Source organism: Streptomyces sp. NPDC001513, assembly GCF_042894695.1.
In the GTDB taxonomy this organism is placed as follows: Bacteria; Actinomycetota; Actinomycetes; order Streptomycetales; family Streptomycetaceae; genus Streptomyces.
The window spans coordinates 210,387-224,252 of sequence record NZ_JBIAVU010000003.1; the positions used below are offsets into that span (position 1 = coordinate 210,387).

12 protein-coding genes are annotated in these 13,866 nt (G+C 72.8%); 5 read left to right on the top strand and 7 right to left on the bottom strand.

What is annotated here, in order from left to right; all coding sequences use genetic code 11:
- Positions 1-121 precede the first annotated feature (121 nt).
- The 3 genes from ACFYZ4_RS07500 to ACFYZ4_RS07510 form a co-directional block, all read right to left on the bottom strand.
- Positions 122-523, bottom strand: a complete 402-nt coding sequence (locus tag ACFYZ4_RS07500) for a DUF3040 domain-containing protein (RefSeq protein WP_351304216.1) — start codon at positions 521-523, stop codon at positions 122-124.
- A 296-nt stretch (positions 524-819) separates the two neighbouring features.
- Complete coding sequence (locus tag ACFYZ4_RS07505; protein WP_351304213.1) at positions 820-1,578, bottom strand: methyltransferase domain-containing protein; 759 nt, start codon at positions 1,576-1,578, stop codon at positions 820-822.
- 88 nt (positions 1,579-1,666) lie between these two features.
- The gene (locus ACFYZ4_RS07510) at positions 1,667-2,161 is read right to left on the bottom strand and encodes an SAV_6107 family HEPN domain-containing protein (protein ID WP_351304211.1); all 495 of its coding nucleotides are present in this window, start codon (positions 2,159-2,161) and stop codon (positions 1,667-1,669) included.
- Between the two features lie 172 nt (positions 2,162-2,333).
- Between ACFYZ4_RS07510 and ACFYZ4_RS07515 the strand changes: the two genes are divergently transcribed.
- Genes ACFYZ4_RS07515 through ACFYZ4_RS07525 form a run of 3 tightly spaced genes read left to right on the top strand, consistent with a single transcriptional unit; the run spans position 2,334 to position 6,011 of the window.
- Positions 2,334-3,284, top strand: coding sequence for an ATP-binding cassette domain-containing protein (locus ACFYZ4_RS07515; protein WP_390783321.1), 951 nt, complete (start codon positions 2,334-2,336; stop codon positions 3,282-3,284).
- Positions 3,256-5,349, top strand: coding sequence for a YhgE/Pip family protein (locus tag ACFYZ4_RS07520; protein ID WP_384350462.1), 2,094 nt, complete (start codon positions 3,256-3,258; stop codon positions 5,347-5,349). The genes ACFYZ4_RS07515 and ACFYZ4_RS07520 overlap by 29 nt, the downstream gene beginning before the upstream one ends.
- A 29-nt stretch (positions 5,350-5,378) precedes the next feature.
- Positions 5,379-6,011, top strand: a complete 633-nt coding sequence (locus tag ACFYZ4_RS07525; RefSeq protein WP_351304202.1) for a TetR/AcrR family transcriptional regulator — start codon at positions 5,379-5,381, stop codon at positions 6,009-6,011.
- Between the two features lie 462 nt (positions 6,012-6,473).
- Here the strand turns inward: ACFYZ4_RS07525 and ACFYZ4_RS07530 are convergent, their stop codons facing one another.
- The 4 genes from ACFYZ4_RS07530 to ACFYZ4_RS07545 all read right to left on the bottom strand — a co-directional run bounded on the left by ACFYZ4_RS07530 (position 6,474) and on the right by ACFYZ4_RS07545 (position 11,968).
- Positions 6,474-8,894 (bottom strand): transglutaminaseTgpA domain-containing protein, encoded by a 2,421-nt coding sequence (locus ACFYZ4_RS07530; RefSeq protein WP_390783322.1) that lies wholly within the window; start codon positions 8,892-8,894, stop codon positions 6,474-6,476.
- A complete protein-coding gene (locus ACFYZ4_RS07535; RefSeq protein WP_351304000.1) occupies positions 8,891-10,267 on the bottom strand; it encodes a DUF58 domain-containing protein in 1,377 nt (458 codons plus the stop codon). Before ACFYZ4_RS07535 ends, ACFYZ4_RS07530 begins: the two co-directional genes overlap by 4 nt.
- Positions 10,267-11,277 (bottom strand): MoxR family ATPase, encoded by a 1,011-nt coding sequence (locus tag ACFYZ4_RS07540; RefSeq protein ID WP_351303997.1) that lies wholly within the window; start codon positions 11,275-11,277, stop codon positions 10,267-10,269. Before ACFYZ4_RS07540 ends, ACFYZ4_RS07535 begins: the two co-directional genes overlap by 1 nt.
- 139 nt (positions 11,278-11,416) lie before the next feature.
- Positions 11,417-11,968 (bottom strand): carbonic anhydrase, encoded by a 552-nt coding sequence (locus ACFYZ4_RS07545; RefSeq protein ID WP_351303994.1) that lies wholly within the window; start codon positions 11,966-11,968, stop codon positions 11,417-11,419.
- 341 nt (positions 11,969-12,309) lie between these two features.
- On the opposite strand from ACFYZ4_RS07545, the gene rsmH reads away from it, so the two are divergent.
- Together rsmH and ACFYZ4_RS07555 are read left to right on the top strand one after the other, a co-directional pair.
- A complete protein-coding gene (gene rsmH / locus ACFYZ4_RS07550) occupies positions 12,310-13,239 on the top strand; it encodes a 16S rRNA (cytosine(1402)-N(4))-methyltransferase RsmH (protein WP_390783323.1) in 930 nt (309 codons plus the stop codon).
- Entirely contained in the window at positions 13,236-13,742 is a 507-nt protein-coding gene (locus ACFYZ4_RS07555; protein WP_351303988.1) for a hypothetical protein, read from the top strand. The genes rsmH and ACFYZ4_RS07555 overlap by 4 nt, the downstream gene beginning before the upstream one ends.
- Positions 13,743-13,866: the final 124 nt, after the last annotated feature.

A 13,866-nucleotide genomic window follows, 5' to 3' on the forward strand; every position in this document is an offset into this window, starting at 1 on the left:
ATCATGTCGTACGGGTACCGGTGCGGCGGGCAGAACGCGGGCACGGTGACAGAACGGGGACAGAACCGCGAGGGGACGGTCGCCTGGCGGCGGCCGTCCCCTCGCTCACGATGTTCGGGGGCTACTGCCCCTGCTCGTCACGGCGGCGCTGCCACCGTTCCTCGATGCGGGTCATCATCGACCGACGCTGCCGGTTCCGGCCATGGGCCGGACCGTCTGCACTTCCGGAGACGGGCTGCTCGCCAGGCTTGGGTGCCTTGCGCCAACCGGTGACCACCAGGACCGTACAGCCCAGCATGACGAGGAATCCCACCACGCTGATCCAGAGCACGTTCGGAATGATCACACCGGTCATGAGGAGCGCGATACCCACCACAATGCCTGCGACTGCCTGGTAGACCCGTCGCCGGGTGTACGTACGCAGTCCGCTACCCTCAAGCGCTGTCGCGAACTTGGGATCTTCGGCGTACAGCGCTCGCTCCATCTGCTCGAGCATTCGCTGCTCGTGCTCCGAGAGCGGCACGGGAGTCCTCCTCATCCGTCGGTCGCGGGGGTGGCGACCAGGGGTCCCCTTCAGGATAGGCGGGGAATCGCCCCCGTGACACCCGCCCTCTGCGCCACGTTCCAAAAGACACACGGCCCAGACAAAGACACAGCCTGCAAAACCACTGCTCGAAAACCGTACCGCCGCGGGAGCGGTCACTGAGGCCCTTATTCCCCAATGGTCCGTCCACCATGCCGGTCACTGCACTCGATCATACGGGGCCGACCGCCGGAACGTAGGGTCTGCGGCCGACTCCGTGCGCGGAAGATCGCAGTTCAGCCCTGCTTCTGGCCGAGTACGTGCAGCTGGGTGGCGACCGCGTGGAAGGCGGGCAGCTCCGCCGCGGCCTCCTCCAGACGCAGCAGCGCCTCCACCGCGCCCGGCTCGGTGTCCACCAGGACCCCCGGGACGAGGTCGGCGAAGATCCGCACGCCGTGGACGGCGCCGACGGCCAGACCGGAGCCGCCGACGAGCTCGGAGAGCTGTTCGGCGGTGAAGCGGCGCGGCACCGGGTCACCGGAGCCCCAGCGGCCGGCCGGGTCGGTCAGGGCGGTACGGGCCTCCGTGAAGTGCCCGGCCAGCGCGCGGGCGAGCACGGCTCCGCCGAGGCCGGCGGCGAGCAGGCTGAGCGTGCCGCCGGGCCGCAGGGCCGCGACGGCGTTGGCCACGCCCTCGGCCGGGTCGTCCACGTACTCCAGCACGCCGTGGCAGAGCACGATGTCGTACGCGTCCCGGTCGACCACGTCCAACAGGCCCTGGGCATCGCCCTGGACGCCGCGGACGAGGTCGGCGACGCCGGCCTCGGACACCCGGCGCTCCAGCCCGAACAGCGCGTTCGGGCTGGGGTCGACCACGGTGACCCGGTGGCCCAGACGGGCCACCGGCACGGCGAACTTGCCGGTGCCGCCACCGGTGTCGAGCACGTCCAGCACGTCCCGCCCGGTCGCCTTCACCCGGCGGTCGAGCGCCTCCTTGAGGACCTCCCACACCACGGCGGTGCGGAGAGAGGCACGGGGGCGGGAAGTGTCCGACACGGCTGATGGCTCCTCGGCGCGGTAGGGAAGGGGTGAGCGGTCCGTGCCCCACCCCCGTCTACCTTATGGCCTTCCGCAGCCGGGCAGCTCATCGCGCGTCCGGACGCTCCGGGCGCGGTTGCGGCAGGGCCTGCTGCAGGCTCGGGGCGGGTGCACGGACGGCGAGCATTCGCTCCACCAGGCGCAGGAACATCGAGGCGGCGCGCACCAGATCGTCCGCGTCCCGGCCGCTCGCCGCGTCCGCTATGCCCGCCTCGGCCCGGGCCCGGCGGGCCGCACCCGAGGCGAACAGCGCGCTCCACTCGGCGAGCTCCGGCGCCAACTCGGGCAGCAGCTCCCACGCGCTGCGGATCCGGGGCCGCCGCCGCGGGTTCACCGGCTCCGGCCGGCCGCGCGCGGCGAGCACGGCCGCGGCGGTGCGCAGGGCGGCCAGATGCGCGGTGGCGTACCGCTCGTTGGGCCGGGTCAGCAGGGCGGCCTCGGTCAGGCCGCTGCGGGCCTTGGCGAGCAGGTCGAGCGCCGCCGGATCGGCCGTCGACTTGCGCAGGACGGGGTGGACAGGGGACGGGGACGGTGTGGCCATGACGAACCTCCTGTCGATGCGTTGCCCCCATCGTGACCTGCCCCACTGACAATCGTCCTGACCTGCACTTTTACGGCCGTATCCCACGCAACTGCCCCCTCCTGCACACCTGGTGCGGAAGAGGATGCTAGTTTTTGAACTGACCGGTCAGTTCAAAAAGAAGGGGGACGGCGTGGACAGCCCGCACGGCGCGGCCGTCAAGGCCGAGGACTTCGGACTCAAGGGCCCGCGCGGCTGGGCGTTCCGGGGAATCGGCATCGACGCGGCGCCCGGCTCGCTCATCGCGGTCGAAGGTCCTTCCGGCAGCGGCCGGACCTGCCTGCTCCTGGCCCTCACCGGACGGATGAAGCCCACGCAGGGCCACGCCGAGATCGACCAGCACCGGCTGCCGAAGAAGATGGCCGCCGTCCGCCGGATCGCCGCCCTCGCGCACGTCCCCGGGGTCAACGACCTCGACCAGGCCCTCACCGTCGCGGAACAGCTGCGCGAGGGCGCCCTCCTCCAGCGCCGCTACGACGCCCCGGTGCGCGCCCTGCTGCGGCCCCGCGCCGAGCGCCGCGCCCGCGCCGCGGCCCGGATCGACGAGGCCCTGGCCGCCGCCGGACTCGACCTCGGCACGCTGCCCAAGGGCGAGCGCACCTCCGTACGGGACCTGGAACGCCTGGAGGCCGTACGGCTGTCCGTGGCCATTGCCCTGCTGGGCTCCCCGCGGCTGCTGGCCCTCGACGACCTCGACCTCAAGCTCTCGGACACCGAGCGCACCGAGGCCTGGGCCCTGCTCCGCTCGATCGCCGCCCGCGGGACCACGGTCCTCGCGGCGTGCAGCGAGGCGCCGGCCGACGCGGTGGTCCTGCGGACCGGCCCGCAGGAGCCGGACGCTTCGGAGGCACCGGACGCACCCGAGGCGCCGCAGGAGCCCGCCGACCGGAAGATCACCTGGGGAACTTCCGCCAAGAGCGCCCCCGAGGGCAAGGCCGAGGCCGAGGCCGATGCGGACGCCGGCCCGGACACCGGCGCGACCGCCGAGAACGACGGCGACGCCGACACCGACACCGACACCGACACCGAGAACGACGACACGAAGGGGGCGGACGATGAGGTCGCCGAAGCTGGCCGCGCTTGAGATGAAGCGGTTCGGGCGGGGGAAGCTGCCCGTGGCCGCCCTCATCGCGCTGCTCCTGCTCCCGCTGCTCTACGGAGCCCTTTACCTCTGGTCCTTCTGGGACCCGTACCACCGCCTCGACAAGGTGCCCGTCGCCCTCGTCAACTCCGACCGCGGCGCGACCGTCGACGGCAAGCCCCTGGACGCGGGCGGTGAGCTCACCAAGAAGCTCCGCGACAGCAAGACCTTCGACTGGCGCGAGGTCAGCCCCAAGGAGGCGGCCAACGGCCTGGAGGACGGGACGTACTACCTGACCCTCACCATGCCCGAGGACTTCAGCGCGAAGATCGCCTCCAGCGCGGGCGAGGACCCCGCCACCGGCGCCCTCCAGGTCCGCACCAACGACTCCAACAACTACGTCGTCGGCTCGATCTCGCGCTCCGTCTTCTCCGAGGTCCGCTCGGCGGCGTCCGCCAACGCCTCCCGCGGCTTCCTCGACAAGATCTTCGTCAACTTCTCCGACCTGCACGACAAGACCGCCGAGGCCGCCGACGGCGCCGACAAGCTCAAGGACGGGGCGGGCAAGGCCCAGGAGGGCGCGAAGGAGCTCGCCGAGGGCCTCGACACGGCCGGGGAGAAGAGCGGCGAGCTCAACAGCGGCCTGAAGAAGCTCAACACGGCCGCCGGGAAGCTGGAGACCGGGTCGAAGGACGTCGCCGACGGCACCCAGTCCCTCGCCGACAAGGTCAACGGAGCGGCCGACAAGGCCCGCCCCTTCGTCAAGGACCCCAAGAACCTGGCGGACACCGCCGAGCTGGTCGCCGACAGCGCGAAGGTGGTCAAGAACCACCTCGACACGTTCGCCGAGAAGGCTCCGGCCGCCGCGGCCGTCGCCAAGCGGGCCTCCACCGGCGCGGACGCGTACTACACCAAGCACTGCGTCACCCCCGGCGCCGAACCGCACCTCGCCTCCTGCCCCGAACTGAAGAGGGTCAGGGACGACGCGGCCGAGGCCGCCGAACTCAGCGGTGACGTCAGCACCCTGGCCAAGAACACGAACGGGGACGTCACCAAGCTCCGCACCCAGCTGACCGACCTCGAGAACAAGGCCCGGGAGCTCGTCGTCAAGGCCCCGCAGCTCGCGGGCGACCTCGACGCGGCCGTGGCCAAGGTCAACGCCCTCAACACCGGCGCCCACAAGGTCGCCACCGGCATGGCCCAGCTGCACACCGGCATCGGCTCCGCCACCACCGGCTCGGGCAAGCTCAGCGACGGCGTCGGCAAGCTCGGCGACGGTGCCCACCGCCTCGACGGCGGCATGTACAAGCTCGTCGACGGCACCGGCGAGCTCGCCGGCGGCCTGCACGAGGGCGCGGGCAAGATCCCCGACTACGACGAGCAGCAGCGCGACACCCGCACCGAGGTCATGGCCGACCCGATCAGGCTCGCCAACCAGTCCCTGCACAAGGCGCCCAACTACGGCACCGGCTTCGCGCCCTACTTCATCCCGCTCTCCCTCTGGGTCGGCGCGATGGTCGCCTACATGCTGATCGCCCCCATGAACCGGCGGGCCCTGTCGGCCGGCGCCTCGCCCTGGCGGATCGCCCTCGCCGGCTGGCTGCCCGTGGTCGGCATCGGCGCCGCCCAGGTCGGCCTGCTGATGTCCGTGCTCCACTGGGCCCCGGGTCTCGGCCTGAAGATGGCCCACCCGGCCCTCACCATCGCCTTCCTGCTGCTGGTCACCGCCTGCTTCGCGGCGATCATCCAGTGGCTCAACGCCAAGTTCGGCGCAGCCGGGCGGATCCTCGTCCTCGCCGTCCTGATGCTCCAGCTGACCTCCGCGGGCGGCACCTACCCCGTGCAGACCAGCCCGGACTTCTTCAACGACATCCACCCCTACCTGCCGATGTCGTACGTGGTCGAGAGCCTGCGCCGGCTCATCACCGGCGGCGACCTCGGCCCGGTGTGGCAGGGATTCGCGGTCCTCGCGGCCTTCACCGTCGGAGCGCTCGCCCTGACCTCGCTCGCCGCCCGCGGCAAGCAGGTGTGGACCATGGACCGACTGCACCCCGAACTGAGCCTGTAGGGACGTGTTGACCTGTGACAATCAGCGCCATGGACAGCAGCAGCACCGGTACGGGTACCGGCGGGGCCCGTCGCCAGGCCACCCGGCAGAAGCTCTACGAAGCGGCCGTCACCCTCATCGCGGAGCAGGGCTTCTCGGCGACCACGGTCGATGAGATCGCCGAGCGGGCGGGCGTCGCGAAGGGCACCGTCTACTACAACTTCGCGAGCAAGAACGACCTGTTCGAGGAGCTGCTGCGGCACGGGGTCGGGCTGCTGACGGCCTCGCTGCGGACGGCGGCGGAGGAGACGGAGGCGCGCGGCGGCAGCCGCGTCGAGGCGCTCGACGCGATGATCCGCGCCGGCCTCGTCTTCATCGACCGCTACCCGGCCTTCACCCAGCTGTACGTCGCCGAGCTGTGGCGGACCAACCGCACGTGGCAGTCCACGCTGATGGTGGTCCGGCAGGAAGCGGTGGCCGTCGTGGAGAAGGTGCTGCGGGAGGGCGTCGAACGTGGTGAACTGAGCGCCGAGATCGACGTGCCGCTCACCGCGGCCGCGATGGTCGGGATGGTGCTGGTGGCCGCGCTGGACTGGCAGTCCTTCCAGCGCGAGCGGTCCCTCGACGACGTCCACTCGGCGCTGTCGCTGCTGCTGCGGGGCCGGGTCAGCGGCAACCGCTGACCCGTACGTGGCGGCGAGTACCCCCAGTCGGCGGTGCCGCGGGGGCGCGGCAGCCCGTACAACTGGTGGGGCCTGCCGCGACGGCTGAGTATCCGTACCTAGGCACGGAAATGAGTAGGTGCGCGGATGGGCTCCCACCTGCGCAGATGCCAGACTGGGAGCAACGGACAGGAGACCCGGTCCGCACCGCCGACACGGGGCTGCGGAGCGGACCGGGTACCTCCTCCCGTGGCCGGACGGGGGACACGAAACCGGCGACGCAGTACGCGAACGCGGCGGGGCTCGGGGGGATCGAGCCTCGCCGCGTTCTCGCGTCCGCGGGTTCAGCAGCCGCCCCGCCGCCTCTTGGGGCTCCGCCCCAAACCCCGCTCCTCAAACGCCGGAGGGGCTGAAGTACAGCCTCGCCGGCGTTTGAGGAGCGGGTCTGGGCGGAGCCCAGGAAGACGGCCGCAGGGCCGGACCTCAGCCGCGGCCCCGGAGCGGGAGCCGGAGGCGTAGGGCCGTCAGGCGGGTCGAGACCGACGAGGTCAGCGCGGACCAGCGGGTTGATGCCGTCCAGGCGAGGCGGGTGGCCGAGCGGGGGAGGAGCAGGGCGCGCAGGCGCGCCGGGCGGCTCACCGCGGCCAGCAGGCCCGCGCGGGTCAGCAGGACGTCGTCCGCCAGCCCCGGGTACGAGACCTCCGCGCCCGGCGGCGCGTACAGGGCCCGTTCCACCGCGCCCGCGACCCGGTGGACCGCGGCCGCGGCCTCCGCGTCCAGGCGGCCCAGGTCCACGACCCGGCCCGCCGCCCGGCGCGGGGACAGCGCCTCGTCCGGGACCACGCCCACGTCCCAGGCGGCGTCGCCCAGCTCCCGCCACGCCGTCAGGACCTCCCCGGTCCCCAGGCGGCGGGCCCGCAGCCGGCTCCGCCACAGCAGCGGCAGCAGCGGAAGGGCCAGTACCGCCAGCACGACCGCCGTCCAGCCGAGGACCGTCGTCACCGACGGCCCGTCGCCGCGGGTGGGGCCCTGCGCGGCCGCAGGCGTCCCGCACTCGCCGAGCTTCTCCAGCGCGGGCGGGCACGCGGCGGAAGCCGAGGGCGCCGCCGACGGCTGCGCGGAGCTCTGCGAGGGCAGCGGCGCCGGCACGGACGGCTGCTGGGCCGCCGGGGTCTGCGGCCGGGAGTAGTCCGGCACGTTGATGCCGGACCGCGGCGTCGGCTCGAACCGCGTCCAGCCCACGCCCTCGAAGTACAGCTCCGGCCACGCGTGCGCGTCCCGCATCGACACGTTCACGCTGCCGTCCGGCTGCTTCTCACCGGGCGTGAAGCCCACCGACACCCGCGCCGGGATGCCCAGGCTGCGGGACATCGCCGCCATCGAGAAGGCGAAGTGGATGCAGAAGCCCTCCTTGTCGGCGAGGAACCGCGCGACCGCCCCCGGGCCCGTGCCCGAGGCCGTCCTCGTGTTGTAGCGGAAGCCTCCGTTCACGGCGAAGTAGTCCTGCAGCTTCACCGCGCGCGTGTAGTCGTCCTTCGACCCCTGCGTCACCTGGCGGGCCGTGTCGGCGACCACCGCGGGCAGGTTGTCCGGCACCTTCGTGTACTCGTCGCGGATGGCCCGGTCCGGCTCGGGGGCCTTCTGCAGCTGCTGCGCCGTCGGCTTCAGCAGCAGGCTCTGCACCGAGTAGCCCGCGCCCTGGACGGTCTGGAACTTGTCCCTGCCCAGCTGGTCGCCGACCAGGGTCCGGCCGGCGGGCTCGAACCGCCACTTCCCGTCGATCTTCACCGAGGTCGCCGGATACGGCATGGGGAGGTAGCGCTGGGTGTAGCTGTCCGCGGCCGAGACGGTGGTGGTCACCTCCGTCGAGGTCACCCGCACCTGGTCGCTGAGCCCCGTCGGCTTCGGCAGGACCTCGGGCACATCGGTCAGGGCCCGCCCGGAGGCCTCCCACTTGACGCCGTTGAACTCGTCCAGCGCGAGGATGCGCAGGTACTGCTCGCTCTGCTGCGGACTGTTCGTCCGGTACTTGAGGATGACCCGGTTGTCCTGCGTGTTCAGGTTGCTCTGCAGGGAGACCAGCGGGTTGACCGCCGAGATCGTCCCGCCCGCACCGCCGCCGTTCTCGCCGCCGTCCTGATCGCCGCCCAGCAGCCCGCCGCCGAGCGCGGGCAGCGCCGCCGGCACCGCCAGCGCCACGCCCAGGGCCACCGCGCCGATCCGCCGTCCGAACCGTGCCGGGGCCGTCGCCTGCCCGCCCGCGCCACTGCTCAGCCCGGAATCGGCGGCGCCGCGGCCGCGCGGGGCCGCGCCGAAGACCCGGCCCCACTGGGCGAGCCGGTCACGGCCCTCGGACAGCAGCAACAGCAGGTACCCGCAGCCCGCCAGCAGGAAGGAGAACCAGGAGGCCTCCCCGCCGCCCGACAGGCCCGCGGCCACCGAGTACAGGGCGAGCAGCGGCAGCCCGGCCGCGGCGGCCGTCCGCGCGCCCACCGCCAGCGCGTCCACCAGCAGCCCGATCAGCAGCATCCCGGACACCAGCAGCAGCCGGATGCCGTCCGTCAGCGGGGCCGGGATCGCGTACTCGCCGACGTCTCGCACGCCCTGCCCGAACAGCGAACCGAAGTCGTCCACCAGGTACGCCAGCGGACCGCTGCCCGTGGACTCGCCCTTGCCGGCGAAGAGGAACACGAGTAGCAGCAGGGACACCAGCAGCTGCGCGGCCACGGTCAACGACCGCGCCAGCGGCACCCGCCGGGCCCCGGCTCCCACCGCGCTCTGGACGCCCAGCAGCAGCGCCCCGTGCAGCAGCCAGGCCTGCGACTCGACCAGCGGGGCCAGCGACCACGAGGTGAGCAGCGTCGCCAGTGCCGCGAACAGCGTCAGTTTCGCCCGCCCGCTCATGCCCGACCTCCGGAAGTCCCCGTACCGACGCGCGCGGTGCCGGCCTGTCGCCACAGCTCGCCGAAGGCCACCCCGGGCGGGACGGCCAGTGCCGTCCAGCCCGCGTCGCGCAGCCTGTGCAGCCGCTCCTCCAGCGGGGGCACGGCGTGCCCGGGTGCGGGCTGCCCGCCCCAGGCCGCGGAGTCCAGGACGAAGGCCACCGCACCCGAGGTGCGCTGGCGCATCCTGGCCGCCAGTTCCGTCTGTACGTCGTCCAGGTCGCCGAGGAAGGCGATGAGGAGCCCGTCACCGCCGGCTCCGCCGAAGCCTCCCGCGCCGGCGCCGCGCACCGCGTCGTAGGCCCGCGAGAGCCCGGCGCCGTCGGAGTGCCCGATGACCGCGAGGGTGTCCATCATCAGTCCGGCGGCCTCCGCGGACTCCTGTCCGCCGGCGGTGAAGCCGCCCCCGCCGTCGCCGGGCACCGAGTCCCCGGTGTCCGTGAGCAGCCGTACGGAGAAGCCCTGTTCCAGTACGTGCACGAGGCTGGAGGCGGCCGCCGAGACGGCCCACTCGAAGGCGGAGTCGGGGCCGGCGCCGTCGAAGGCGAGGCGCCGGGTGTCCAGCAGGACCGTGGCCCGGCTGCGCTGCGGCTGTTCCTCGCGGCGGACCATCAGCTCGCCGTAGCGGGCGGTGGAGCGCCAGTGCACCCGGCGCAGGTCGTCGCCGCGCCGGTAGCCGCGCGGGATCACGTCGTCGTCACCGGCCAGGGCCAGCGAGCGGCGGCTGCCGTCGCCGTAGCCGTTGGACTCGCCGGTCAGCCGGACCGGCGGCAGGGGCTCGGTGCGCGGGATGACGGTGAGGGTGTCGTAGGTGCTGAAGGAGCGGGTCAGCTCGACCAGTCCGAAGGGGTCGGTCAGCCGCAGCTGGAGCGGGCCCAGCGGATAGCGGCCGCGCAGGTCGGAGCGGACCCGGTAGGACACCTCGCGGCGTCCGCCGGGCTCGACCCGGTCCAGGACGAAGCGCGGGCGCGGGCCGAGGACGTAGGGCACCCGGTCCTGGAGCATCAGCAGACCGGTGGGGAGCCGGGAGACGTTGTCCATGCGCAGCTGCACCCGGGCCTCGGCGCCCGCGGGCACCCGTCCCGGGCTGAGCCGGCGGCTGCCGGAGACCCGGTAGCGGGTGCGGTGCAGGGCGTAGACGCAGATCAGCGGCAGGAAGGCGAGCAGCAGGCCGACGCGGAGCAGTTCGCCCTGGCCCAGGACGTACGCGCAGGCGGCCGCGGCTATCCCGGCGGCCAGGAACGAGCGGCCGCGGGTCGTCAGCCCGGACAGCGATGCGCGCAGCCCGCCGCCGTCCCCCGGGCCGCCGGCGCCGCGCGGGGCACCGGCACTCATCAGAAGCCCCGGATGCCCGCGCCGGGCGGCATCTCGCCGCGGGCGTGCGCGGCCGGGACGGGGGTGCGCTGCAGGATGTCGTGGACGACCTGCTCGGCGGTGCGCCGGTTCAGCTGGGCCTGCGCGGTGGGCAGCAGCCGGTGCGCGAGGACCGGCGCGGCCAGGGCCTGGACGTCGTCGGGCAGGACGTAGTCGCGGCCGGCGAGCGCGGCGGAGGCCTTCACGGCGCGCAGCAGGTGCAGGGTGGCGCGGGGCGAGGCGCCGAGCCGCAGGTCGGGGTGGCTGCGGGTGGCGGAGACCAGGTCGACGACGTAGCGCCGGACGGGCTCGGCCACGTACACCTCGCGGACGGCCTCGATGAGCTTGATGATGTCGTGGGCGTGCGCGACGGCCGTCAGGTCGTCGAGCGGGGAGACCCCGCCGTGCACGTCGAGCATCTGGAGCTCGGCCTCGGGGCTGGGGTAGCCGACGGAGACGCGGGCCATGAAGCGGTCGCGCTGGGCCTCGGGCAGCGGGTACGTGCCCTCCATCTCCACCGGGTTCTGGGTGGCGACGACCATGAAGGGGGTGGGCAGCGTGTAGGTCGTGCCGTCGATGGTGACCTGGCGCTCCTCCATCGACTCCAGCAGCGCCGACTGGGTCTTCGGCGAGGCGCGGTTGATCTCGTCGCCGATGACGATCTGCGCGAAGATCGCGCCCGGCTTGAACTCGAACTCGCGGAGCTGCTGGTCGTAGATGCTGACACCGGTGATGTCGGAGGGCAGCAGGTCCGGAGTGAACTGGATGCGCTGCACCGAGCAGTCGATGGACTTGGCGAGCGTCTTGGCGAGCATCGTCTTGCCGACGCCGGGTACGTCCTCGATCAGCAGGTGCCCCTCGGCGAGCAGCACGGTGAGCGCGAGGCGTACGACCTCGGGCTTGCCCTCGATCACGCTCTCGACCGACTCGCGCACCCGCTCCGCCGTGCTGGTCAGATCTGCGAGGCTCGCTCGGTCGTCATACGTCGTCACCTTGGTTCTCCTCGGCCCATTTCCAGGGCCGACGCCGTTGGCGCATGAACCGGCCCACCCCGAAACACGGACACCGGTCCCGGGGGGATCCCGGGTGGTGTCACCCCGCATTCTTGACGGCGTTACGGCCTTGTGTCACTCAAGAGCTGGGATCGATCTCCCGCAGGAGCCCGGTGTGCACGTCGAAGACGAAGCCTCGCACATCGTCCTTGTGGGGCAGGAACGGGTTGGTGCGAACCCGCTGCATGGACTGGCGGACGTCCTGGTCCACGTCCCGGAAGGCCTCGACGGCCCAGGCGGGACGCTGGCCGACCTCGTCCTCCAGCTCGTGGCGGAAGTCCTCGGTCAGACGTTCGAGGCCACAGCCGGTGTGGTGGATGAGTATCACCGTGCGGGTGCCCAGCGCCCGCTGGCTGATGGTGAGCGAGCGGATGGTGTCGTCGGTGACCACGCCGCCCGCGTTGCGGATCGTGTGACAGTCGCCGAGCTCCAGGCCGAGCGCCTTGTGCAGGTCGAGACGGGCGTCCATGCAGGCCACGACGGCCACGTGGAGCACGGGGCGGGCGTCCATCCCGGGGTCGGTGAACTGTGCCGCGTAGTGCCGGTTCGCCTCGACCAGCCGGTCGGTGACGGATCCGCCGACGGGCGCCTCGGACGCGGACTCTGCAGGCAGGGATGCGGAAGTCGTCATGGGTACGACGTTAGTGGTCACGGCCGGTAAAGGCCTTGCGTGAGGTGGGACAAAGAACGTCAACGAGCCTTGTTGTGAGCTAACCCACAGGGGTGGGTCCGAGGTGGCCGTATGGGTGATTCGCGGCTTTTGCCGGTTCGGTCCGAGAGGCGTGGACGGCGCGCGGGGCGGTTCGTTGACCGCGGCGACCGTTGCACTAAAGTGACGCGAACCGGCCGGAGCCCGGCCCTGACCGGCCGCCCGGCCCCCTGGTAACACTCCGCGTGCGCGGCGCGGCGTATGCCTGCCGCGCCGTTATCTGAGAGGGCGCTTTGACTAGCGAGTCCCGACATGTCCCGGTGATGCTCCAGCGGTGCCTGGACCTGTTGGCCCCGGCGCTGGAGAGGCCCGGGGCCGTCGTCGTCGACTGCACCCTCGGCCTCGGCGGCCACAGCGAGGCCCTGCTGACCCGGTTCCCCGAGGCCCACCTGATCGGCCTCGACCGCGACAAGGAGGCCCTGCGGCTCTCCGGCGAACGCCTCGCGCCCTTCGGCGACCGGGCCACCCTCGTCCACGCGATCTACGCCGACCTCGCCGAGGTCCTCGACGGGCTCGGCATCCCGGCCGTCCAGGGCATCCTCTTCGACCTGGGCGTCTCCTCCATGCAGCTGGACGAGGCCGACCGCGGGTTCGCGTACGCGCAGGACGCGCCGCTGGACATGCGCATGGACCAGACGACGGGCATCAGCGCCGCCGAGGTCCTGAACACCTACGCGCCGGGCGAGCTCGTCCGGATCCTGCGCCAGTACGGCGAGGAGAAGCAGGCCAAGCGGATCGTGTCCGCGGTCGTCCGGGAACGGGCCAAGGAGCCCTTCACCAACAGCGCCCGGCTCGTGGAACTGATCCGCGACTCCCTGCCGCAGGCCGCCAAGCGCACCGGCGGCAACCCGGCGAAGCGGACCTTCCAGGCGCTGCGCATCGAGGTCAACGGCGAGCTCTCGGGCCTGGAGCAGGCGATCCCGGCGGCCGTGGACCGGATCGCGGTCGGCGGCCGGATCGCGGTGCTCTCGTACCACTCGCTGGAGGACCGCCTGGTCAAGCAGGTCTTCGCGGCAGGAGCCACCTCCACGGCCCCGCCCGGCCTGCCGGTGGTCCCCGAGAAGTACCAGCCGAAGCTGAAACTGCTCACGCGCGGAGCGGAACTGCCGACCGAGGAGGAGATCGCCGAGAACCGGCGGGCCGCCCCGGCGAGGTTCCGCGGGGTCGAACGCATCCGGGAGGCGCTGCTGTGACCAAGGCCGGGAAGGTCGCCACGCTGACCCGGGGGCAGGCGGCCCGGCTCGGCCGGGCGCTCGGCGGCCGCCCGGCCCGCCCCCGCCCCCGCCCCGGCGGGCAGGCCGCGCGGATGCCGTTCGTCCTGCTGGTCGTGGCGCTGCTCGGCGGCGGCCTGATCAGCCTGCTGCTGCTCAACTCGGCGCTGAACGAGGGCTCCTTCCAGCTGACCAGGCTGAAGAAGGAGACCACCGCCCTCACCGACGAGGAACAGGCGCTGCAGCGGGACGTGGACGCCTACTCGGCCCCCGACGCGCTGCAGCGGCGGGCGCAGGAGCTCGGCCTGGTCCCGGGCGGCAGCCCCGTCTTCATCGGCCCGGACGGCAAGGTCGCCGGCACCGCCACCCCGGCCGAGGCCTCCCCGACCCCCACCCCGCCGCCGGCCCCGCCGGCCTCCCCGGCCCCGGCGGCCCCGCCCGCGGCCCAGCCCTCGCAGCAGCCCAGCCAGACCCCCGGAAGGTGACGTCGTGAAGCGGACCCGTGCGGGAAACGCCGGACGGGCTGAAGGATTCAGCCTCGCCGGGCACATTCAGCCCCTCCGGCGTTTGAGGAGCGGGGTCCGGGGCGGAGCCCCGGATCTTTCAGCC